General features: G+C 46.2%; 17 protein-coding genes. 7 read left to right on the forward strand and 10 right to left on the reverse strand.

Annotation, left to right across the window (positions count from 1 at the left end):
- Positions 1-235 precede the first annotated feature (235 nt).
- The 7 genes from HMPREF9999_RS05735 (at position 236) to HMPREF9999_RS05765 (ending at position 10,859) form a co-directional block, all read left to right on the forward strand.
- Positions 236-1,588 carry a pseudouridine synthase gene (locus HMPREF9999_RS05735; RefSeq protein WP_044063225.1) on the forward strand — a complete coding sequence of 451 codons (1,353 nt, stop codon included), beginning with the start codon at positions 236-238 and terminating at the stop codon, positions 1,586-1,588.
- Positions 1,589-1,751: 163 nt separating this feature from the next.
- Complete coding sequence (gene asnS, locus HMPREF9999_RS05740; RefSeq protein ID WP_009437552.1) at positions 1,752-3,146, forward strand: asparagine--tRNA ligase; 1,395 nt, start codon at positions 1,752-1,754, stop codon at positions 3,144-3,146.
- Between the two features lie 158 nt (positions 3,147-3,304).
- Positions 3,305-3,922 (forward strand): fumarylacetoacetate hydrolase family protein, encoded by a 618-nt coding sequence (locus tag HMPREF9999_RS05745; RefSeq protein ID WP_044063226.1) that lies wholly within the window; start codon positions 3,305-3,307, stop codon positions 3,920-3,922.
- A 289-nt stretch (positions 3,923-4,211) separates the two neighbouring features.
- Positions 4,212-8,126 carry a type IX secretion system sortase PorU gene (porU, locus tag HMPREF9999_RS09955; protein WP_009437554.1) on the forward strand — a complete coding sequence of 1,305 codons (3,915 nt, stop codon included), beginning with the start codon at positions 4,212-4,214 and terminating at the stop codon, positions 8,124-8,126.
- A 117-nt stretch (positions 8,127-8,243) separates the two neighbouring features.
- Entirely contained in the window at positions 8,244-9,401 is a 1,158-nt protein-coding gene (gene porV, locus HMPREF9999_RS05755) for a type IX secretion system outer membrane channel protein PorV (protein WP_009437555.1), read from the forward strand.
- Positions 9,402-9,516: 115 nt separating this feature from the next.
- On the forward strand, positions 9,517-9,996 hold the full coding sequence (ispF, locus tag HMPREF9999_RS05760) for a 2-C-methyl-D-erythritol 2,4-cyclodiphosphate synthase (protein ID WP_009437556.1): 480 nt from the start codon (positions 9,517-9,519) through the stop codon (positions 9,994-9,996).
- Between the two features lie 50 nt (positions 9,997-10,046).
- Positions 10,047-10,859 carry an indole-3-glycerol phosphate synthase TrpC gene (locus tag HMPREF9999_RS05765; RefSeq protein ID WP_009437557.1) on the forward strand — a complete coding sequence of 271 codons (813 nt, stop codon included), beginning with the start codon at positions 10,047-10,049 and terminating at the stop codon, positions 10,857-10,859.
- Between the two features lie 86 nt (positions 10,860-10,945).
- Here HMPREF9999_RS05765 and HMPREF9999_RS05770 read toward each other — a convergent pair whose 3' ends face one another.
- The 10 genes from HMPREF9999_RS05770 to HMPREF9999_RS05820 form a co-directional block, all read right to left on the reverse strand.
- Positions 10,946-12,256 carry a bifunctional folylpolyglutamate synthase/dihydrofolate synthase gene (locus HMPREF9999_RS05770; RefSeq protein WP_009437558.1) on the reverse strand — a complete coding sequence of 437 codons (1,311 nt, stop codon included), beginning with the start codon at positions 12,254-12,256 and terminating at the stop codon, positions 10,946-10,948.
- 32 nt (positions 12,257-12,288) lie between these two features.
- Positions 12,289-13,452 carry a molecular chaperone DnaJ gene (gene dnaJ / locus HMPREF9999_RS05775; RefSeq protein ID WP_009437559.1) on the reverse strand — a complete coding sequence of 388 codons (1,164 nt, stop codon included), beginning with the start codon at positions 13,450-13,452 and terminating at the stop codon, positions 12,289-12,291.
- A 53-nt stretch (positions 13,453-13,505) separates the two neighbouring features.
- The gene (locus HMPREF9999_RS05780) at positions 13,506-14,096 is read right to left on the reverse strand and encodes a nucleotide exchange factor GrpE (protein ID WP_044063227.1); all 591 of its coding nucleotides are present in this window, start codon (positions 14,094-14,096) and stop codon (positions 13,506-13,508) included.
- 122 nt (positions 14,097-14,218) lie between these two features.
- Positions 14,219-15,844, reverse strand: a complete 1,626-nt coding sequence (locus tag HMPREF9999_RS05785) for an ABC-F family ATP-binding cassette domain-containing protein (RefSeq protein WP_009437561.1) — start codon at positions 15,842-15,844, stop codon at positions 14,219-14,221.
- A gap of 843 nt (positions 15,845-16,687) precedes the next feature.
- Positions 16,688-17,254, reverse strand: coding sequence for an anthranilate synthase component II (locus tag HMPREF9999_RS05795; RefSeq protein ID WP_009437564.1), 567 nt, complete (start codon positions 17,252-17,254; stop codon positions 16,688-16,690).
- A gap of 59 nt (positions 17,255-17,313) precedes the next feature.
- Positions 17,314-18,510, reverse strand: a complete 1,197-nt coding sequence (trpB, locus tag HMPREF9999_RS05800) for a tryptophan synthase subunit beta (protein WP_009437565.1) — start codon at positions 18,508-18,510, stop codon at positions 17,314-17,316.
- A 344-nt stretch (positions 18,511-18,854) separates the two neighbouring features.
- Positions 18,855-19,385 carry a TIGR00645 family protein gene (locus HMPREF9999_RS05805; RefSeq protein WP_009437566.1) on the reverse strand — a complete coding sequence of 177 codons (531 nt, stop codon included), beginning with the start codon at positions 19,383-19,385 and terminating at the stop codon, positions 18,855-18,857.
- Between the two features lie 167 nt (positions 19,386-19,552).
- Positions 19,553-20,104 (reverse strand): FKBP-type peptidyl-prolyl cis-trans isomerase, encoded by a 552-nt coding sequence (locus HMPREF9999_RS05810; protein ID WP_009437567.1) that lies wholly within the window; start codon positions 20,102-20,104, stop codon positions 19,553-19,555.
- A 9-nt stretch (positions 20,105-20,113) separates the two neighbouring features.
- Positions 20,114-20,374 (reverse strand): hypothetical protein, encoded by a 261-nt coding sequence (locus HMPREF9999_RS05815; protein ID WP_009437568.1) that lies wholly within the window; start codon positions 20,372-20,374, stop codon positions 20,114-20,116.
- A gap of 278 nt (positions 20,375-20,652) precedes the next feature.
- Positions 20,653-22,311, reverse strand: coding sequence for an AMP-binding protein (locus HMPREF9999_RS05820; protein WP_009437570.1), 1,659 nt, complete (start codon positions 22,309-22,311; stop codon positions 20,653-20,655).
- Positions 22,312-22,519: the final 208 nt, after the last annotated feature.

The following is a 22,519-nucleotide window of genomic DNA, read 5'->3' on the forward strand; positions in this document are numbered from 1 at the left end:
CTTGATAAATCTTTCCACGCATCTAGGAGATATGCCTAAGGCTGAGTGAGAATCTTTTTCATAGTAGAGAGACTTTTTCCGGAAAGTTACACATAATAATATATTAGCTAATATCAGCATCACAGGATTGTAGCTTACACAAATCCGATAAATAAAAGAAGTCTCTTTGATTATTTCGACCGTGAGGTCGTACAATACTTTATTAAACAACGTATATTTAAAAATTACAACAGCAATGAGCGATTACGATCAGCACAATTATGACGGAGGCCGCCGCGAGGGCTACACTTCGTCTAACGGAGGACGAAACGAAAATCGTACTCCCCGTCCACGTTTTACCCGTGAGGGTAACAATGCGGAGCGCCAAACTTATGGCGGACAATCTAGCTATAACAGTAACAGTGGCAACCGCGGTTATCATCGTGATGGCAATAACTATAATGATCGCCAAGGCGGTTATGGCGACCGTCAAGGTAGTGGCTATAATCGTGGCAATGGTGGTTACAATCGTAGTGGAAGCTATGGTGGTGGCAATCGCTACCAAGGTGGCTACAATGCACAAGGCGGTGGCTATCAACGTAGCGAAGGTGGTTACAATCGTGGCGGAAGCTACGGCAATCGCCAACAGGGTGGCTACCAACGTCAGTCTAACGGCTACGGCACACAAAGTGGCGAATATGGTCGTCCAAGCTATGGTAGCAGTGCCGGCGGTTATGGCAATCGTGGCGGAAGCTATGGTGGCGGTAATCGTCAGCAAGGAGGCTACAATCGTGGTGGACAAGGTGGTTTCAACCGCGGCGGTGGCTATAATAAATTCTCTAATCCTGGCAAACGTCGCATAGACTATAAGGAAGAAGCTTACGATCCTACGAAGCCCATTCGCTTGAACAAGTTCTTGGCCAACGCAGGAGTTTGCTCTCGTCGTGATGCAGATAAGTATATCGAAGCAGGTGTGGTGAAGGTAAATGGTGAAGTTATCACCGAACTTGGCCACAAAGTGCTCCGCACCGACACTATTCTCTTCCACGACCAACAAGTGAAGGCCGAGAAGAAAATCTACGTGTTGCTCAATAAGCCCAAGGGGTATGTGACCACTAGCGAAGATCCTCAAAACCGCAAGACGGTGATGGACCTCGTGCGTAATGCTTGCATGGAGCGTATCTACCCCGTAGGACGCCTCGACCGCAACACAACTGGTGTGCTTCTCCTTACGAATGACGGAGAGATGGCTTCTAAGCTCACGCATCCTAAGTTCTTGAAGAAGAAAATCTACCATGTATATCTCGATCGCAACGTCACAGCAGCAGACTTGCGCCAGATTGCAGAGGGTATCACCCTCGAAGACGGCGATATCCGTGCTGATGCCGTTGATTATGCGAGCGAAACAGACAAAAAGCAAGTGGGTATTGAAATCCACTCTGGAAAGAACCGTATCGTGCGTCGTATCTTTGCTAGCCTCGGCTACAATGTCGTAAAGCTCGATCGCGTATATTTCGCAGGATTGACCAAGAAAAATGTGAAGCGTGGCGACTGGCGTTTCCTCACTGAGGAAGAAGTACGTATGCTTCGTATGGGCTCATTCGAATAAACCGCGTGTTTCCATTGTTTCCTAAGCAAGTAGTTGCGACCAATCCCGCAAAAAACTCCTGTGTGTCGTTCGGTTTGACACGATTCATAGGAGAGGGAAGGGCAGTGCAAAGCTACTTGTTGTAGGATTCTCCCATATCTCTAGAACAACTTATCCCAACCTCATGGAAAGAACCAAGATAAAGGACCTTTTGGCCCGTACCGACTTTGGCGCAGAAGTATGTGTTAAAGGATGGGTGCGCACTCGTCGTGGCAGTAAGAGCGTAAATTTCATTGCGCTCAACGACGGTTCGTGCCTGAGCAACGTGCAAATTGTAGCCGATGTGGAGAAGTTCGACCCCGAACTTTTGAAACTCATCACCACTGGTGCCTGCTTGAGCGTAGAAGGAACGCTCGTAGCAAGCCAAGGTGGCGGTCAAGCTGCTGAAATCCAAGCCACAGCTATCGAAGTACTTGGAGCTTGTGGCAATGACTATCCCATGCAGAAGAAAGGACAGACGTTTGAATACATGCGCCAGCATGCACACCTTCGTCTGCGCACCAACACCTTTGGAGCAATCTTTCGTATTCGTCACCACATGGCAATGGCGATTCACCGCTATTTCCATGAACATGGCTACTTTTATTTCCACACTCCCATCATCACCTCCAGTGATGCTGAAGGAGCAGGGCAGATGTTCCAAGTCACTACAAAGAATCTCTACGATTTGAAGAAGGACCAAGAAGGTCACATCGACTATTCTGATGATTTCTTCGGAGAATCTACTTGCCTCACAGTGTCTGGCCAACTCGAAGGTGAGTTGGGTGCGACTGCTTTGGGAGCCATCTACACCTTTGGCCCTACCTTCCGTGCAGAGAATTCCAATACTCCCCGTCACTTGGCAGAGTTTTGGATGATTGAGCCCGAAGTTGCTTTCATGGATCTCCATGGTTTGATGGATTTGGAAGAAGACTTCATCAAGTATTGCGTACGTTGGGCACTCGATAACTGCATGGAAGACCTCGAATTCCTCAACAAGATGATTGACAACACCCTTCTCGATCGTCTTCGTTCTGTAGTAGATACCGAGTTTGTGCGCCTCACTTATACAGAGGGTATCGAATTGCTTGAAGCCGCTGTGGCTAAGGGCAAGAAATTTGAGTTCCCTGTATCTTGGGGTTGCGACTTGGCATCCGAGCATGAGCGTTACCTCGTGGAAGAACACTTCCAGAAGCCCGTCATCCTCACTGATTATCCTAAGGAGATCAAGTCTTTCTATATGAAGACTAATGAAGATGGCAAGACTGTACAAGGCACTGACGTGCTGTTCCCCCAAATCGGTGAAATCATTGGTGGTTCGGTGCGTGAAGAGGATTACGACAAGCTTTTGGCACGTGCCGATGAGATGGGCGTACCTCACAAAGATATCTGGTGGTATCTCGACATCCGCAAGTTTGGTTCATGTCCCCATGCTGGATTCGGCCTTGGATTCGAGCGACTCATCCTCTTTGTAACAGGTATGCAGAACATTCGCGACGTGATACCTTTCCCTCGCACGCCAAAGTCCGCAGCGTTCTAAGCAAATATTCCCCTAACTTTTCAACTCTCTGGCTGCGAGCAGTGTTTCTCGCACCAGAGAGTTTTTTTACGAAGTGTTTTTTGAGCGTGACAAATGCTGTTATTAAAGGCTTTTTCTAAACATTTCCTACGGCGCAAGTCGCAATGTAGCTTTCCGATATGACGATTCTCGTTCTACACAATAACTATTCTTTTTCTGCGTTATCAGAGCAAAGCGTTTCCAGCTCCGAGTCGCCAGCAATGACATACTACACATTGCCTGAAACAGCGTTGCAGCGTAATGGTAAACCTGTTTTTTTGCCAGATTATGCCAATCCTGCACAGTTAGAAGTGCATTTGGCAGTGCGCATTTGTCGTTTGGGACGTCATATTTCAGCGCGATTTGCTTCACGTTATTATGATGCCGCAACGGTGATGCCTCATTTTATAGCACCAGCTTTGTGGGAAAAGACTCAAAAACTTGGATTACCTTGGGATGCCGCTTTAGGCTTTGACAATGCCACTCCTTTGGGAGAGTTTGTAGAAATAGCCCCTTCCACTGTATCTCAACTAGACTTCAGTTTGCGCGTGGATGGTAAAGAACAGATGTCAGGCAGCACTACGCAATGGTTGCACCATGTAGACAATGTAATTGCCGAGGTGAGCCAATATTTTACACTACGCCGTGGTGACATCTTATTGATGGGTACACCCACTGCTCCCATTTTCATCACACCCGACCACAAAGTTGAAACTTATCTAGGTGAAACTCGTGTGCTTTCTTTTAATGTGAAGTAGTCAACCCCCGATAGTTTTAGCTATGTAGATTTATAGTTTTGCCATTGTCTTGCAGAGCTGTTAGTTAATAGTCTCATGTTTCCAACAACAAACTCCGAGAACTTTAAGAATATCTCCGATATTTTCTAGAAAAACTCCGAGAACTTTTGATAAATCTCCGAGATTTTCTTTCAACTCTCTGAGATTTTCTTTTAACTCTCCCAGATATTATGATGAAATAGCTTAATGAGCCTCGTTGTCCTATAGTCAAAGTAGCTTACATTTCCACTATCCTTTCAAACTTCCCTCAATGATTCATCCGTCTCTTCTTTGGACATTCCTCGCTTTTGCGCCTCTTTCTCTGATGGCTCAGCGCGAATTTGTGCATATCTCCACTGCAGACTACGTAGTGAGCGACAGTTTGCCGCTCTTTACACAAGAATTGGCAGTGGAGCAAGGAAATCTGCATCATGAAGTCGCCTTGATTTATCCAGAGTATGCCCCTCTGTCTTCGGAAGAGCGCAAGTGGGTGAAAAAGATGGAGCAAGAGCTGGGGCGAGTGTCGCAGCCAAAGTTGGAAGTCGCGACTGCAGTAGAACAAAAACGCAAATGCCTCGTTGTAACTTTCGTGCCATTTGTCTATAGAGAAGGGAAGTGGCTACGCATCACTTCTTGTCAGCTCAAAGTGATAAACCAACCAAAAGTTGTCAATAAGGATAATAACGCTGACTCTTCACGGACACGCCTCCTAAGCCATGGAGTTTCATCTCAACCTGTAGAAAGAGGTATTTTAGTTCATTCAGCATTCACTTCTTCTACTTCCACTGCTGCAGATTTGCGTTGGGCGAAATCTTCCCTGTTAAAACAAGGGCGATGGGTGAAGATTCGGGTGGCTCGCGAAGGCATTTACAATCTTTCTACCGACTTTTTGCGTAAGGCTGGTTTCGCTCAAGTAGATCGGGTGAAAGTCTTTGGATATGGTGGCTTGATGCAGGACGAGAAGCTTCTTTTTGATGTAGAAAGCGATGCTGTGCAGTCCCAACGAGTGCCAGACGATCTTGTGGAAGTGCCAACTTTGCGTGAAGGAGAACAGTTGCTCTTTTGGGCAGAAGGTACGCAACGTCGAACGTATGACAAGACGGCTGGGAAGTGGTCGCACGAGAATAATTACTATTCACGCTTTAGCTACTATTTTCTTACTGAAGGTGACACACCCCTCCGTGTTTCTTCTTTAGCAGCTGTTGAAGAGGCCGCAACGACAGAATTGGATCGTGTGCCTTTCGCTGCCATCTGGGATGAAGATGAGGCCGGATTGTACCAAGGTGGACGGCGCATGTTTGATGGACACGATTTTGCTACGCACAATCAGCTGGCATTTAACGTCAATGTTCCCGATTTAGCTGAAGATGCTGGAGAGCTTCCCGTAGAAGTTTCTTTTGCAGCAGCATCTTCCACTTCATCTACCACAGCTGACATACAGTTGAACGGGAAACGACTGGGACAGCTCTCAGCCTCATCATTCAATACACTTACTTCGAGTGCAACACTTGACACGAAGACTTTCCGACAGCGCATCCAAGTTGGCAGTAATGCTTTTGTGGTGAATACCACTGCGGGCAATAGTGCTCGAATGGATTTTGTCAGAATCTCTTATCCTCGACTGTTGAAAGTCGACGGCAATCCTTATAGTTTTTCCCCTCAATCCACAGGGGTGACTACACTCTCTGTGCAGTCTGCCATTTCTTCCACGAAATTATGGAGAATTGGGCAGATGGGGAGTCCCACAGTCGAAGTTCCGCGTAGTAGTTTTGCCGATGGACGTGCCACGTTTACTACTGATACCCCCAATCGTCGCTTTGTTGCTTTTAATAGCTCAGCTCGCTTTCCTATCCCTCAGTTGGTAGGTGAAATTGCGAACCAGAATCTTCATGCAGACACTGGAATAGACTACGTCATCATCGTACCTTCAAGTGGAAAACTCATTCAACAGGCGGAACGACTTGCAGCTATGCATCGGCAACATAGTGGATTGACAGTAAAAGTGGTGCGTGCTGATCAACTATATAATGAGTTCTCTTCTGGCACTCCTGATGCCAATGCCTATCGTCGCTATTTGAAGATGCTCTACGACCGAGCGGATGATACTACTCCCGCACCTCGATATGTTTTGCTCATGGGTAAGAGTCCATGGGATAATAGATTCTTGACAGATGACTGGAAGCGCGAGAACCCAGATGATTATTTGTTGGCTTACGAACAGGATGCATCTAACTATAATCTTGGCACTGTCAATAGCTATATCACAGATGATTTCTATGCACTCTTAGACGATGGAGAAGGAGAAACCATTGAGCGTGAGAAGCCCGACCTTGCCACAGGCCGCATGATAGCAATTACTTCCGAACAAGCTAAAGTTTTGGTAGATAAAGTCGAACGCTATCTAACGAATGTTGATGCTGGCGAATGGAAAAATAATGTGGTGATGCTTGGAGATGATGGTGATGCTAACGAACACATGGAAGATGCTGAGCGGGTGTCGAAGGAGTATGTGTCAGGTTCTAATGATCGTCTGAATCTTTCAAAGATTTATTGGGATCGCTACAATCGAGAGGCTAGTGCCATCGGATTCACCTATCCTATGGTACGCCAACAAGCTCTTCGTCGCATGGAAGAAGGTGCTGTTATCTTCAATTATAGTGGCCATGGTGCTCCATTTCAAGTGTCGCACGAAGCTGCTTTACGTCTAGAAGATTTCAAAAAATCATATAACAATCGTCAGACTCTATGGGTGCTAGCCTCTTGTGAAATCTATCCCTTCGATAGTAAGGAAGATAATATAGCAGAAGAGTTTCTCCATCAGCCTAACGGCGGTAGTATAGGTTTCATGTGTGCTACAAGAGCGGTGTATGCCACGCAGAATAATGCCCTTAATCGTCGATTTGCCTACTATGTGGTGGGGCGAGATGATGCTGGAAATCGTATAACAATGGGAGAAGCATTGCGTAAGGCAAAGAATGACTTGCTCTCTCCCGCAGGAAAGAGTTATAGAGATGTTGATAACTCCATCAATAAACTCAAATATCTCTACTTCGGAGACCCAGCTTTAGTGCTATCTATCCCCACGGGAAGTGTGGTCATTGATAGTATCAATGGAAAAGCGGTAACTTCCTCGATGAAAGTTCAACTTGAAGCCGGAAGTGTCGCAAGATTTAGTGGGCATATAACGAAGAGTCAGCAAAATGCAGGGGCTTTGGATGAGAGTTTCTCTGGAGTTCTTTCCGCTTCGATTTATGACCGCTTGGAGACCATCGTATGTAAGGACAATGATGGTAGTGCTGCGCGTCGGAATCGTCAGCCTCTCAAGTTTAGTGAAAGAGGGCTTGCTGTGTTTAAAGGTACTGCCCGAGTGGAACAAGGGAAGTTTAGTATCTCAGCTGTCGTGCCTCGAAACATCAGTTACAGCACGGATGCTGCTCGCTTGAGTCTTTATGCGGTGAGCGATGATAAAAAGACGGAATGCAATGGAGTTAATGAGCAGTTTAATCTCAATGGAACAGCCAATTCTGCTGCACCCGATACACTCGCACCCAAAGTTGTGGCTTACTTGAACCAAGTGGGACAAGTTGATTATGCCATTGTTGGAAAAAATGCTACATTGGTAGCTGATATATCTGATGATTCAGGCATTAATGCAAGCCAAGGTTATCTTGGACACGACATGGAGTTGACATTAGACAATGAAGCTCCTGTTAGTGTCAATGAGCATTTCACTTTTTCTCTAGGGAGCTATAACCGTGGTCAGATAGTCTATCCTCTCATGAACCTCTCACCTGGACTGCACACGCTTAAACTTCGTGTGTGGGATGTCAATGATAATGTCACTACCACTATGATGCGCTTCATTGTTTCTGCTAATCAGCTTACAGAAACGACTTTGACAACGACTGAAAATCCGGCTCAGGTAGCTACTACCTTCGTTGCCAATTTCCCCACTTCAGATAAAGAAGGAGAACTCTTCCTTGAAGTGGCTGATGCTAGCGGACAGAAGGTCTACACTCACCGGCAATCTCTAGCAGCAGGACAGGGTAGTTGGTCGCAGTCTTGGGGGCTACGTAATAGTGCTGGTGCTCCGCTTTCTGCAGGCCTTTATATTTGTCGACTACAAGTGCACTATGCCGATGGTAGAAAGTCCACTGCTACTTATAAACTCGTTGTAGTGGAATAAGACACTTAACGCATTATCCAATATTTTATAGGAGATAAGGAGTCTATTGTGGATTTAGTCATGAGATGAACTCGTATCTTGCCTCCTTCATTCTTTTGAATCTTCACATTGTTCTGAATGAAAAGAATTATCCTTCCCCTTTCTCTAATAGCTTTCACCCTTGGGGCGCAAGCGCAAAACGAGATTAAAGAAAAATTCAACCCAGTGCGCACCGCAGTAATCTCGCAGACCATCGCTGCCGATGCACGAGGAGCTGCCATGGGTGACGTAGGTGCTGCTACAGAAGCTGATGTGCATTCACAAAACTGGAATCCGGCTAAGTATCCTTTCACAGTTTCGCGTGCTGGTTTTGCGATGAACTACACGCCATGGTTGAGACAGCTCACCGAAGGTATTGCTTTGGTGAATGCTGTGGGCTATGCGCGTCTAGGAGATTACCAAGCTGTTTCAGGTTCAATTAAATATTTCACCGTAGGTGAAGTCCCCACGCCAACAGCTGGTGTGGTGCGTCCTTATGAATATGCCGTGGATGTGGCTTACTCTCGCCTTCTGTCTGAAAGGTTCTCTGCAGCAGTAGCACTCCGATACATGTATTCTGACCTTACAGGCCGATATAACGACGATCTCACCCCTGGTTCTGCCGTTGCAGCAGATGTGGCGATGTATTGGAACAATTATATTTTTCTCGGTCGTCGAGAGTGTGCGCTTAATTTAGGCTTAAATGTGAGTAATCTAGGTTCTAAAATTAACTTTGGCAGCAATTATTCCTATTTTATTCCCACCAATCTGCGCCTAGGTGCCAATTTGCTGATTCCTGTTGATGAGTATAACAAGTTCTCAATCACGGCTGAGGCTAACAAGTTGCTTGTTCCTTCACTGCCTCTCCGCAAAGATGGCGAGAGCAACGAAGATTATAAGCAAAGAGTCCTTTCTGACTACAATGATCTCTCACCTATCTCAGGAGTTTTCAAAAGCTTCAGCGATAGCGAAAGAGGGTTTAAAGGAGAACTGGAAGAAATACAATGGAGTGTAGGTGCTGAATACATCTACAACGACAAGTTTGCCCTCCGTGGTGGCTATCATCATGAAAGTGAAGCACAGGGTAATCGAAAATACTTCACCTTCGGAGCTGGGTTCAAAATGAATGTGCTCAACATTGATGCAGGATATGTAGTGGCAACTACGCCTTCTAATCCGCTTGACCAAACTTTGCGTGTCACGCTCTCCTTTGATATGGATGGTATTCGTGAACTCTTTGGCCGTCGTGGTCGTTAATTACTACAATACTCTTTTATTTACGCGGAGTTCTCTATTGTAGAATAAGGCTTATGCTCGATGATGTAGAGCGTCACAGCTGAAGACTCCTCAATAATGATTCAAAATTTCGACAATGAAAATACGAGTAGGTTATGGTTATGACGTGCATCGTCTAGCTGAAAATAGAGATTTTTGGATGGGTGGTGTGAAGATTGATCACTCACTAGGATTGCTGGGGCATAGTGATGCCGATGTGCTCATTCATGCCATTTGTGATGCAGTATTAGGTGCAGCTAATATGCGTGACATAGGTTTTCATTTTCCTGATACTGATCCTAAATATAAAGGAGCAGATAGCAAAGTGCTGCTACAACGTACCATTGAGCTTATCGCTTCCAAGGGATTCCGCGTGGGTAACATCGACTGTACAGTCTGTGCAGAACGACCTAAGCTGAATCCTCACGTAGAAGCCATGCGCCAATGTCTTGCTTCTTTGATTCAAGTGGACGAAGACGCAATCTCAATCAAGGCCACCACAAGCGAGCGTATGGGCTTTGTGGGACGAGAAGAGGGTATAGCTGCCTACTGCGTAGCCTTGATTGAGAAAGACTAACCTTGTAATTTCTTTTATTCAACTCATATATAAAATCTCTATTCTTAACGATGATGCCTTACAAAGAACAGATGCTTCAGCAAAAACGTCAAGAACTTACCGAACGTGAAGCCACCTTGACTACACAAACAATCTTAGAACGTTATGAAACAATGAAGGCTGAAGGGCATTTGGCCAGTCCGACTTCTTTTAAAACTGCTTTACAAACAGATCCTTATGGATTAGTAGCAGAATTCAAGCGTAAGAGTCCAGGTGTCGGTGTACTGAATGCTGAAGCAGTGCCGCAGGTGCTGTGTCCCGCTTTTGCAGGTGCTGGTGCAGCGGCTGTGTCCATGCAGACTAATGAAGCCTTTTTTGATAGTAAGTTGGCCTTCCTTCGCACAGCCTATGGCACCATTGAAGGTCATGGTTATAATATTCCTGTGCTGCGCAACGATGTAATCATTAGCAAACGACAGTTATTGGAAGCTCGTCTTTTTGCAGCTTCTGCAGTACAACTCGATGCAGATTTCCTTTCGTTTGAGGAATATACGGAACTCTTGGCCTATGCCCACAGCATTGGCTTGGAAGTAGTTGTTGCGATTCATAGTGCTGAGCAATTGACTTATGCCCAAACTGAGGCTGACATCGTAGCTGTAGTAAATTACAACTTGGAAGACTACAGTGCAGACTTACAGAAGTCATTGGATTTAGTTACTCAACTTCCTACTGATAAAGTGCTACTTTCCGAAGGTGGCATAAGCACAGTAGAGGACATCCGTCGCTTAAAAGCAGCTGGTTATCATGGAGTGATGTTAGGTAATTGCTTGATGTCTCAACCTGATCCTGCAGCCGCTTTGCAGCAACTCCGCAGTGCATTATAATTGTCTGTGATTTTCAAAAAGAACAGCACGCTTTCTTTGTGATGGAAAGCGTGCTGTTTTTCTTTGCTGATGGAGCTGCGTAAAGATTATTGCGAGAGGTAGCTGAGAAAGTCAGCTACCACAAATGAACTGCCTCCTACGAAAACAGTGCCTGTCTCAGGTACATGACGTAAGGCTTCAGCATAGGCCTCAACAACGTTGGAGTAAGCACAACCTTGTAGGTCTAGTTGTGCAGCTGATTCTTTAAGGGAGTTTGAAGGCAATGCTCGATGCACGCTTGCTTGCGCCCAGTAGTAGGTGCCCTCTTTGGGAAGTAGCGGAAGTATGTGCGCAATGTCTTTGTCGTTGCATGCGCCAAACACGATATGGAGAGCGGACTTGGGGTGAGCGGATTGCTTAGCGAGTTGCTCTAATTGTGGAGTGAGGTGTCGCCAAGCATCTTCGTTGTGCCCAGTGTCTGCTATCACGTAAGGATTTTTGCTGATGATTTGCCAACGACCTTGTAAACCTGTGAGTTCAGCTACCCTAAGAAATCCTTCGCGCACTGCATCTGGAGTGATGCGACATTGGAAATCCTGAGGCAGTTGTGCTAGAGTGCAGAAAATCGTACGCGCATTTTGGGACTGACAAGCCCCATTTAAACTGGCCACGACGTTGCCCCACGAGTGCGTGTGGTAGATAAAAGACCCTTCTTTCGTTGTTTCAATCTTTTCTAGTGGACTTTCTTCCTCTGCAAATACAAGTTTTGCTTCTCTCTCTGCGGCTACCTTTTCAAAAATGGTGCGAACCTCTGGCTGTGCTGTCCCTATCACAGCAGGAACTCCCTTTTTGAAAATGCCTGCCTTCTCAAAAGCGATGGCTTCCAACGTATTTCCTAGTAGGTTGATGTGGTCGAACGAGATGTTAGTCACCACACTCACCAAAGGATTTACGATGTTTGTGCAATCTAATCGCCCGCCTAGTCCCACTTCTACTACAGCCACGTCCACTGCTTGTTCTTGAAAGTAGCGAAAAGCCAGAGCTGTAGTAAGTTCAAAGAAGGAAGGGTGGAGTGGTTCGAAGAAAGCACGTTCTTCTTCCACGAAATCAATGACACGTTGCTCAGAAATGCACACTCCATTCACACGGATGCGCTCACGAAAGTCCACCAGATGCGGTGAAGTATAGAGTCCCACGCGGTAACCTGCGAGTTGCAAGATGGCGGCTAGGGTGTGCGAGGTAGAGCCTTTGCCATTTGTACCTCCCACATGGATTATTTTGTAGGAACGATGAGGGTGATTAAAGTGCGCATCGAGAGTTTGCGTTGTAGATAAGCCCTCTTTATACGCTCCTGCCCCGATGCTTTGAAACATCGGGGCAGCAGTGAAGAGGTAGTCCAAGGTCTGTTGATAGTCCATGGTGTTATTCCGCTTAAAATCTTTCCTATAGCTTAGCTAAAGTAAGCGCGGAAAGAACTAAAAATCTTATTGAAGATGCTGGTAGAAGGCTTCAAGTTATCGCTGTCTTTCATCGCTTCGAAAGCAGACTTCTCTTCTTTTGAGAGAGTTTCGGGAATGTAGACAGAGATATTGATGACAATGTCGCCACGTCCATAGCCATAACCTTGCACAGCAGGAAGACCCTTACTGCGCAAGCGCATACGCGTGCCTGGTTGTGTGCCAGGTTTGATGGTTACACGGGCTTTTCCTTCGAGCGTAGGCACTTCCACTTGATCACCTAAGGCTGCTTGGCTCACGGTGAGTAGGAGGTTATAGATCAAATCGTTGTCATCACGGATGAAGTGTTCGTGTGGCAACTCTTCGATAAGGACTTGAATATCTCCAGGAACACCGTTGTGCTTGCCAGCATGGCCCTTTCCAGGAGCGGTCACGACCATTCCTTCTGCTACACCAGCAGGGATGCGCACTTCGATCACTTCTTCCCCAGCCACAACACCGTCACCGTGACATTTCTTACACTTGTGCGTCACCACTTTTCCCTCACCATGACATGTGGGGCAGGGGCTTTGTTGTTGCATCGTGCCGAAGATGGTGCGAGCATTGCGAATCACATAACCGCTACCATGGCAAGTGGAGCAAGTTTCAGCACTGTGTCCTGGTTCACTTCCTGAGCCATGACATTCGTTACACTCAACTTGCTTTTTTATCTTGAACTTTTTGGTTACGCCAGTAGCGATTTCTTCGAGGGTGAGTTTGGTTTTCAAACGCAAATCTCCACCGCGGTATTGCTGAGGTCCAGCAGAGGCACCGCCACCACCGAAACCGCCAAAACCTCCGAAGCCACCACCGCCAAAGATGTCGCTAAAGTGCGAGAAGATGTCATTGATGTCGGTAAATCCGCCACCAAATCCTCCAGCTCCTGCACCACCTTCGAAAGCAGCTTTACCAAATTGGTCATAGCGTTGTCGCTTTTCTGGATCCCGCAATACCTCATAGGCTTCTGCGGCTTCCTTAAACTTTTCTTCGGCTTCTTTGTCGCCTGGGTTTTTATCTGGGTGATACTTCATGGCCACCTTGCGGTAAGCCTTCTTGATCTCAGCGTCACTGGCACTTTTGTCGACACCGAGTATTTGATAGTAGTCTAAATCTGCCATTGTCTTGTTGCTTGTTAGGATGAAAAATATCCGCGCACGGGCGGTAAACTATTTTATTGTCCCACCACCACTTTGGCGTGGCGCAACACTTTGTCGTTGAGCATATAGCCCGTTTGCACGCAGTCGATGATGTGATTCTTTTGTTGCTCATCTTCTGTTGGGAAGAGAGCTACAGCTTCGTGGAAATCAGTGTCAAACTGAGCTTCCTTAGTCTCCATCTTCTTCAGACCTTGTTGTTCGAGTGTGCGTTGCAACTTTTGGAAAATTAGCGACAAGCCTTCGCGCAAGGTTTCTACTTCTTCGCTTTTTGCCAAATTTGCTTCAGCGCGCTCCATATCATCAAGGATGGGAAGCAAACTTTCTAGCACTTTCTTACCACCATTGAGAATCAACTCTGTGTGAGTTGCCATACTGTGCTTGCGGAAATTTGCAAAGTCAGCAGCTTGTCGCAAAATCTTATCTTTGAGTTCTGCAATTTCTGCCTCAGCTTGTGCCAACTTTTCGGCATCAGTCAGTTCTGCTGCAGGAGCTTCTGTAGCTTCTGTTGCAGTGTCTGCTTGATTTTGAACTTCTTGCTCGTTAGTTTCGGGCTGAGTGGTTTCGTCGTTTGTTGTATTGTTAGTCAATGGTTCTTTTTCTTCCATGAAATTATGCTTATTAGTTTGACCCTCTTTCTGCAAATATTATGCCGAAAGAGGGTCAATGTGTAGAATTGTCAGCTAGTTTGCGCCATATCTATGTCGCTAGCTGTAGAGATTGTCGAATATTAGGCTTTGTTTTCTCCGTAGAGTTGTTCACGCAATTCACGGATGCGAGCATCGTGTACGTAGTCTTCGTAGCTCATCAACTTGTCAATCGTGCCGTTCGGCGTGAGTTCGATCACGCGGTTGGCCACGGTGTTGATAAATTCGTGGTCGTGAGAGGAGAAAAGAATGTTACCTTTGAAGCCTTTAAGGTTGTTGTTGAAGGCTTGGATAGACTCCATGTCTAGGTGGTTGGTAGGCGTGTCAAGAATCAAGCAGTTGGCATTGCGCAGTTGCATACGGGCAATCATACAACGCATCTTTTCTCCACCCGAAAGCACGTTAACCTTCTTGAGGATTTCCTCATCTTTGAAGAGCATACGTCCGAGGAACGCTTTGAAATACACTTCGTTGCCTTCGCCATATTGAGAGAGCCAGTCGAGCATATTGAGGTCTGTGTCGAAGAACTCCGTGTTGTCAAGTGGCAAATAAGCTGTAGTGATGGTGACGCCCCATGAGTAAGTACCAGCAGCAGCTTCTTGGTTACCATTGATAATCTCAAAGAGAGCGGTCATCGCACGTGGATCGTGGCTGATGAATACCACCTTTTCTTCCTTCTCCACTTGGAAATTCACCTTGTCGAAGAGAACTGTGCCATCGTCGGCTACAGCTTTAAGGTCTTGCACTTCCAAGATTTGGTTACCAGGTTCGCGTTCCATCTGGAAGATGATACCCGGGTAGCGGCGAGTAGAAGGCTTAATTTCTTCCACATTGAGCTTTTCGAGCATCTTCTTACGCGAAGTCGTTTGTTTACTCTTCGCCACGTTAGCAGAGAATCGGCGGATAAACTCTTCCAACTCCTTACGCTTTTCTTCAGCCTTCTGACGTTGGTTTTGTGCTTGACGGAGTGCCAACTGAGAAGATTCGTACCAGAACGAGTAGTTACCAGAGAAGAGCGTTACTTTACCGAAGTCAATGTCGACCGTGTGGGTACAAACTTGGTCAAGGAAGTGGCGGTCGTGGCTCACCACAAGGACGGTGTGTTCCACATTACCGAGGTATTCTTCGAGCCATTCCACGGTCTCTAGGTCAAGGTCGTTCGTAGGCTCGTCGAGGAGCAAGTTGTCGGGCTCACCAAAGAGGGCTTGTGCCAACATCACGCGCACTTTCTGTTTGTTAGAAAGCTCACCCATGAGTTTTCCATGGAGATTTTCTTTGATGCCAAGACCAGAAAGAAGCGTTGCAGCGTCATTCTCTGCGGTGTATCCACCGATTGTGGCAAACTTGTCTTCGAGTTCTGCCACTTTGATGCCATCTTCGTCCGTAAACTCTTCTTTGGAATAGAGTTCATTGCGGTCTTGCATCACCTGCCACATCACAGTATGTCCTTGAAGCACGGTGTCGAGCACTGTTTGGTCGTCAAATTTGAAGTGGTCCTGTGAGAGCACTGAGAGGCGTTCGCCTGGGCCAAGTTCTACTTTACCCTTAGTTGGTTCAAGTTCGCCACTAATAGCTTTGAGTAGTGTAGACTTACCGGCACCATTTGCGCCAATAACACCATAGATGTTGCCGTTGGTAAACTTCATGTTTACATCCTGATAGAGGATGCGCTTACCAAATTGTACGGCGATGTTGGAGAGAGTGATCATTTATAACGTGGTTGTTTTTTGCTTAATTGTAGAGCCTCTCATCGATATTCTTACTCAGAAAAGAGAAGGCAAAGAGAGTTAAAATAGCAGGTCTGCGCAGATTCTGCTACTTTCCAACTTACAAAGTTACGTATTTTTCTGCAGATGAGCGAACAACCCATGAAGTTTGCCACTAAAAGATCATTGCGCGCGTGATAAATGTGCAATGGTCTTGACAATATGCCGTAGTTATGCTGCCTATGCCTCGTTAAATAGAGAAGGGGATTTGTAGCATTATTGTCTCCCTGCTCGAGGTTAAAGCCAAATCTATTTACATGTCTTCCCCTTGTGATGGTTACTCTTGCGTTAAATCTTGGGCTTATTGCGACAGCTCACGAACTAGTGCGAAAGGTTTCTTCCGTAATGTTTGCGTTATGAAACGTGGAATTTAACGTGGTCTATGAAATTTTTTTCCCTTTGTGGGAGATTTATGCGATTCTCTGTGTGTTAGTTTTAGAGGAATGAAGGATGGAAAGTGATACCTATCGCATCAGAATGAAATTATGTCGGAGATTTTGCGAAAAACTTCCCACAAAATCAATATTATGTCGGACGTTTTAGGGCTAAAACTCCGACAAAACTATGAAAACAGACCAAAGAAAAATGAGAGAGAAGCCCAAAAATGTAGGGTGGGTCGCAAGTTTTTAGTTGTTTATCCAATTTTTTCTTGGTTGTTCTCGCAAACTCTTGCTTTTCTCTCTCCTAGAATGGAATATCAGTGGGGGACTTTTGAGCTGCGATTTTAACAAAGCAAATGTGAAAAAGGAGGGGCTTGGGTGATTACTAACACAACTGGCTTCCTCCTTACGAAAGAGAAAGCCAGTTGTCTATGATTTCAGCTCCAAAAGGTGTGAGAATACTCTCGGGATGAAACTGCACGCCACGGAGGTTTAGGTGGCGATGTCGAAAAGCCATGATGGTTCCATCTTCGGCACGTGCTGTTACTTCTAAAATCTCCGGCAGAGGTTCGCTGACAGACCAAGAATGGTAGCGACCCACTGAAATTTCATCTGGAAGATTAGCCCACAAACCATCGTCTGTGAGGAGATGGCAGCGGCTTTCTATGCCGTGCAGTGGTTGTTCATGTTGAAATAGCGTGCCGCCATAGCATTGGCCAATGGCTTGATGACCCAGACAGACACCTAATATGGGGATTTGTCCTGCGGCACGACGAATGAGGGGCAGCAAATCGCCTGCTTCTTCTGGTAAACCTGGACCAGGAGACAGCAGCAGATGGGAGTAATCTGAGAAATCTACTTGCGCCACTTTATCATTGCGCAATATAGTGACTTCTGCCCCCAACCCTTGCACCAAATGTGCAAGGTTGTGGACAAATGAGTCGTAATTATCAATGAGCAAAACGTGCTGCATGTCAAAGTTGTAAGAGGTGAAGTGAAAGAAGTGAGCGAGACAAACAGGGAAGGATGGTTTTATTCTCTCAAAATCTCGGCTTTATGTGCCAAATAGGTGGAGATGTCTTTGTCGCCACGACCGCTCACGTTGATGACCACCACGTCTTCAGGCTGAAACTTCAGTCGGGCGAGAAGTGCCAAAGCATGGCTACTTTCGAGAGCTGGGATGATGCCTTCCAAACGTGTGAGTTCAAAGGCGGCACGAAGGGCTTCATCATCGTTGATGGCCAATACTTCTGCTCGATTTTGGTGCGCCAAATGAGAGATGAGCGGTCCAATGCCGGGATAGTCCAGACCTGCCGAAATGGAGTAGGGCTCTTGCACTTCACCTTCGGGAGTTTGCATGACCAGTGTGCGACTACCATGCAACACTCCTTCCGAACCAATGTTGATAGTAGCGGCTGTGGCACCACTATCTTTTCCAAGTCCGCCAGCTTCTGCCAATACGAGTTGCACTTTCTGGTCATCGAGATAGTGATACATGGCTCCAGCAGCATTAGAACCTCCACCGATGCACGCCATTAGATAGTCGGGATAGTCGCGACCTTCCTTTTCCATAAGTTGCCCTTTGATTTCTTTGCTGATGACACTCTGCAGACGAGCCACCATATCGGGATAAGGATGAGGCCCCACGGCAGAACCGATTAGGTAGAACGTATCTTCTGGACTTTCACACCATGCCATCAAGGCTTCGTTTACGGCATCTTTCAACGTTTTGTTGCCGCTCTCTGCTGGAATCACTGTGGCCCCGAGCATGCGCATGCGTTCTACATTGACATGCTGGCGTTCTACGTCGAGCGCACCCATGTAGATGCTGCATTCCATGCCCATGAGAGCGCAAGCCGTAGCTGTGGCAGCGCCATGTTGTCCAGCACCAGTTTCTGCAATGATGCGTTTCTTGCCCATACGTTTGGCGAGCAAGATTTGCCCCAAGGCATTGTTGATTTTGTGCGCCCCAGTGTGGTTGAGGTCTTCGCGTTTAAGATAAATCTTTGCGCCATATTTCTCACTGAGACGACGAGCATAATAGAGGGGACTCGGGCGTCCCACATAATCTCTCAAGAGTTCGTGAAACTCGCGTTGGAAGTCTTCGCTTTCGATGATGGAAATATAGGCTTCTTGCAGGGCTTGTATGTTGGGTAGCAAGACATCGGGCACGAAGGCACCGCCAAATTTGCCATAAAAACCTTTAGAATCAATAAGGAAAGAAGTCATAAGTCGTCGTTGTTGAAGAGATAAATGATACTCGGAAAGTAGGGGGCAACAGTTGACGTCGGGACTGTCGCGCGCAACTCACGACAAAAAAGGCTTGCCGTGAGTAACGACAAGCCTCAATATTCCGTAGATGATGAACGAACAATTAGGGTGTGCGATGTCTAACTCACGATATTACTATCTTGAGTGCGCCACCAACCCTTAATGTTGTTTTGTTGCATCATTGTTGTTTACGATTGAATTGTGATTTGGTTTTGCAAATGTAATGCAAAATGGCGAAAAAGCCAAGATTCTCTGAACTTTTTTGTCTAAAAAATGGGGCTACCCAGAGACAATAGGCGATATTAGTGAGAATTTGCCGTTATTTTATCCATGTATGTCATGGCGAGAGCAGAGATGATAAAGACAAGGTGAATGGCTATTTGCGCTGCTATGTGCTTGGGTTCTACGTCGTGGCGCACGAAACTTTCGAGGAGATGTACGGCACTGATGCTAATGAGCGATACCAGGAGCTTAATCTTGAGCGAATTAGCAGACAGGTTGCCTAGATGACCAAATTGTTCACCATCTTTGTCGCGTTCGGAAATGCTTAGATGGCTGACAAAGGTCCAATATCCTCCCATGATGACCACGATGATAAGATTGAAAATCATGGACACGTCCACTAGTCCCAAGGTGATGAGGAGCATATCCGCTTCGTGTAAGGAGCTGATGTGGACAATGTGGTCAAACACTTCGCAACAAAAGACATAGGAATAGAGTAGCATCACCACAATGAGACCAAGATAAATAGGCACTTGAATCCATCGAGCGTTGTAGATAATCCATTCGATGGTGTTTTCGACACGTTTGAAAGCAGAGATAGGTTTACCCATATAGCAAAATAAGACTAAGAAACAGAGGTTTTAGCTAACGATGTGCGCTTGATACCGTGCATAAGATACGATGCCAAGCTAACAATAATCGATGGTTGTGCAAAAACAAGGCTTCGCAATGTCGGTACTGCGAGAGTCGAGGGGGACATTACGAAGCAAAGTGTCGGTTACTCCACAGATTTCAGAGAAATTCTGAAGATGAGAGTAGAGTAGGGAGGAATGTTGCCCGTGCCATTAGCACCATAACCCAGATACTGTGGGATATATACTTCCCATTCATCTCCTACATGCATCGCTTTTAAGGCGATTTGCCAACCAGCAACGACACCGCTCACGGGAAAACTTGCGGGTTCTCCGCGTTGGTAACTACTGTCGAAGATAGTGCCATCGATGAGTTTGCCTTCATAGTCCACGGTCACCATACTCGTTGAAGTGGGCTGCGCACCATTTCCAGCGCGAAGCACCTTATAAAGGAGCCCACCACCGAGCGACTGTACCCCAGGCTCTTTGGCTTTCTGGGCTAGAAAGGTTTCTTCTTTTGCCATTTGGCGCGCTTCGATGCTATCGTTTTGTGCAGTAGCAGCGGCAGCGTCATGAGCTTTGTTCTGATTGGAGCAACTCGTGATTGTAGTTGCTGCGGTGAGCATAGCGCCAGCTAAAAGAAGATTACGGTTGAAGTGGAAGACGGATTGAGTCAAATGTGCAATGAATGTGAGCATAATAAGAGTTTAGAATGCGGTGACAGCAGCTACGAGTCCGAAGATGATACCAGGAGCATTAGCGAGAGCTACGGGCCAATCGCGACGTTCTTTGAAAAGACCATAGCTGACCCAAATGATACAGTTGATGCATGCCATCAAAGGTTGAACCCAGTCACCTTTTTGTCCATTGAGGTTGTTGAGAATCGTGTTGATGTAGAACACGTACATGAGAACTGCAGTAATGGTGCCAATGACACCCATCACTTTTTCAAATTTAGCTTTATCCATACTTCTGTAAGTTTTGTGGTTTTGCGTAGGCTAAGTTGGGCGAGTAAAATTTGATAGAAGAAAGAGAGAAGATAGAGGTCTACTCACGTGCAAAAGTAATGGAAATCAGCAAGAACACCAAAGGTTTAATGGCCTTTTCTGCACTGCCTTTTTCAAGAATCCTCATCTACTCCGATATTTCCTAGGACTTTAAATAATAAACTAGGAATGAATTCAGAGAAGGTGAGGAGTTCTATAATAAAAGTTTGATAAGTGAAAAGTTCCCAGGCAATTAAAGCTTATTTCTCATTCTTGCGAATTTCTACACGGCGGATTTTTCCGCTAATAGTCTTTGGCAAGGCATCAACAAACTCGATGAGACGAGGATACTTGTAGGGGGCTGTTACGTGTTTTACGTGCTGTTGTATCTCGCGCACAAGATCTGGACCTGCTTGCTCCTTATATTCAGGTGCAAGTACAATGGTGGCCTTCACAATCATGCCACGAATGTCATCGGGCACGCCAGTGATAGCACACTCTACCACAGAAGGGTGAGTCATTACAGCACTTTCTACTTCAAAGGGACCGATGCGGTAGCCTGAACTCTTTATGATGTCATCGGTGCGCCCAACAAACCAGCAATAGCCTTCCTCGTCACGATAGGCCACATCGCACGTGTGGTATAGACCATCGTGCAAAACTTGACACGTCATCGCTTCGTCACGATAGTATCCTCGGAAAAGACCGAGAGGGTGACTGCCATCTTCTGGCATGCGAATGACAATCTCTCCCTTTTCGCCAACTCCTGCTGAACTACCATCGGGGCGAATGATGTCCAGGTTGTAGAGCGGATTGGGAATACCCATTGAACCTGGGCGAGGTTCTACCCAAGGGAAGGTGACAATGAGCGGTGTAGTTTCTGTTTGTCCAAAGGCTTCGGTCATCTTTAAACCTGTCCCTTTTTGGAAAGCCTCAAAGACTGAGGGGTTCAAAGCTTCTCCAGCAGTAGTAACATGTTCAAGTGAGGACAGATTGTAGGAAGAAAGATCTTCGCGCACCATGAAGCGATAGACCGTTGGGGGAGCACAAAACGAAGTGATGCTATATTCTTGAATAAGTTGCAGCATTTTAGCAGCATCAAAGCGTTCGTGGTCGTAGACAAAGATGGCAGCTCCGATGATCCACTGTCCATAGAGTTTGCCCCAAGCTACCTTAGCCCAGCCAGTATCTGCTACAGTGAGGTGCAAACTGTCTTCGTGCAGCTGCTGCCAATACTTGGCTGTAACGATATGTCCGAGGGGATAAGCGAAATTATGTGTCACCATCTTAGGGTTGCCTGTTGTACCTGAGGTGAAATAGAGGAGCATGATATCGTCGTTCGTATTCACAGGAGCAGCGGGACGGATGAAAGGAGCGGCTTCTTGAAGGCCACGATGGAAATCGTGCCACCCTTCCTCTGGAGCATTAATAGCGATGCGATGTTTAACCGTGGGGCAAAGGGGCATCGCTGCATTCACTTTATCTTGCATATCATGCTCCTCGGTGCAAATAATAGCACAGATGTCAGCGGCATTGCAACGATACTCTATGTCTTTGGGAGTGAGTAAGTGGGTAGCGGGAATGGCTACTGCACCAATCTTGTGAAGGCCTAGAATAGCTACCCAAAATTCGTAGCGACGTTTGAGCATGAGCATCACCATATCTCCTCGTCCTATACCAATCGATAGGAAGAAGGAAGCGGCAGCATCTGAGAGTTGCTTCATCTCTCTAAAGGTAAAGTCATGGTGGTGACCATGTTCATTTACCCAGCAGAGGGCACGTTTGCTAGGAGCTTTGTTTGCCCACTCATCAACGATGTCATAGGCAAAATTGAAGCATTGGGGAATATCTATGTGGAAACCATTGGCAAACTCTTCTGTGTTGGAGAAGTGTGATGTTTTGAGGTATTTTTCAATCATAGGGGTAGGAATAAAAAAGGCACTATCCTGGTAATCAACGAGGATATTGCCATGAATGTGTTCGGAATAATGAAAAACAAACGCTGTGATGCGTAGTGTTTAGTTGTGAGTTTTGCGTTGTTGCTAGTTATGAGTTGGCGTAGCATCGCCAGTCTGAGCTTACTTTTAGGGTAGAAATGTACCTCTATAGTAGTTTAGTACTAGTTTC

It is taken from the genome of Alloprevotella sp. oral taxon 473 str. F0040, from assembly GCF_000318095.2.
Lineage (GTDB): Bacteria > Bacteroidota > Bacteroidia > Bacteroidales > Bacteroidaceae > Alloprevotella.

Excerpts from the sequence above, each read along its gene's own strand:
- ispF (WP_009437556.1), top strand. The coding sequence starts at position 9,517 with ATGAAAATACGAGTAGGTTATGGTTATGACGTGCATCGTCTAGCTGAA.
- HMPREF9999_RS05795 (WP_009437564.1), bottom strand. The coding sequence starts at position 17,254 with ATGCAGCACGTTTTGCTCATTGATAATTACGACTCATTTGTCCACAAC.
- asnS (WP_009437552.1), top strand. The coding sequence starts at position 1,752 with ATGGAAAGAACCAAGATAAAGGACCTTTTGGCCCGTACCGACTTTGGC.
- HMPREF9999_RS05810 (WP_009437567.1), bottom strand. The coding sequence starts at position 20,104 with ATGCTCACATTCATTGCACATTTGACTCAATCCGTCTTCCACTTCAAC.
- HMPREF9999_RS05815 (WP_009437568.1), bottom strand. The coding sequence starts at position 20,374 with ATGGATAAAGCTAAATTTGAAAAAGTGATGGGTGTCATTGGCACCATT.
- HMPREF9999_RS05820 (WP_009437570.1), bottom strand. The coding sequence starts at position 22,311 with ATGATTGAAAAATACCTCAAAACATCACACTTCTCCAACACAGAAGAG.
- HMPREF9999_RS05770 (WP_009437558.1), bottom strand. The coding sequence starts at position 12,256 with ATGGACTATCAACAGACCTTGGACTACCTCTTCACTGCTGCCCCGATG.
- trpB (WP_009437565.1), bottom strand. The coding sequence starts at position 18,510 with ATGACTTCTTTCCTTATTGATTCTAAAGGTTTTTATGGCAAATTTGGC.
- porV (WP_009437555.1), top strand. The coding sequence starts at position 8,244 with ATGAAAAGAATTATCCTTCCCCTTTCTCTAATAGCTTTCACCCTTGGG.
- HMPREF9999_RS05745 (WP_044063226.1), top strand. The coding sequence starts at position 3,305 with ATGACGATTCTCGTTCTACACAATAACTATTCTTTTTCTGCGTTATCA.
- HMPREF9999_RS05805 (WP_009437566.1), bottom strand. The coding sequence starts at position 19,385 with ATGGGTAAACCTATCTCTGCTTTCAAACGTGTCGAAAACACCATCGAA.
- HMPREF9999_RS05780 (WP_044063227.1), bottom strand. The coding sequence starts at position 14,096 with ATGGAAGAAAAAGAACCATTGACTAACAATACAACAAACGACGAAACC.
- dnaJ (WP_009437559.1), bottom strand. The coding sequence starts at position 13,452 with ATGGCAGATTTAGACTACTATCAAATACTCGGTGTCGACAAAAGTGCC.
- porU (WP_009437554.1), top strand. The coding sequence starts at position 4,212 with ATGATTCATCCGTCTCTTCTTTGGACATTCCTCGCTTTTGCGCCTCTT.
- HMPREF9999_RS05785 (WP_009437561.1), bottom strand. The coding sequence starts at position 15,844 with ATGATCACTCTCTCCAACATCGCCGTACAATTTGGTAAGCGCATCCTC.
- HMPREF9999_RS05765 (WP_009437557.1), top strand. The coding sequence starts at position 10,047 with ATGATGCCTTACAAAGAACAGATGCTTCAGCAAAAACGTCAAGAACTT.
- HMPREF9999_RS05735 (WP_044063225.1), top strand. The coding sequence starts at position 236 with ATGAGCGATTACGATCAGCACAATTATGACGGAGGCCGCCGCGAGGGC.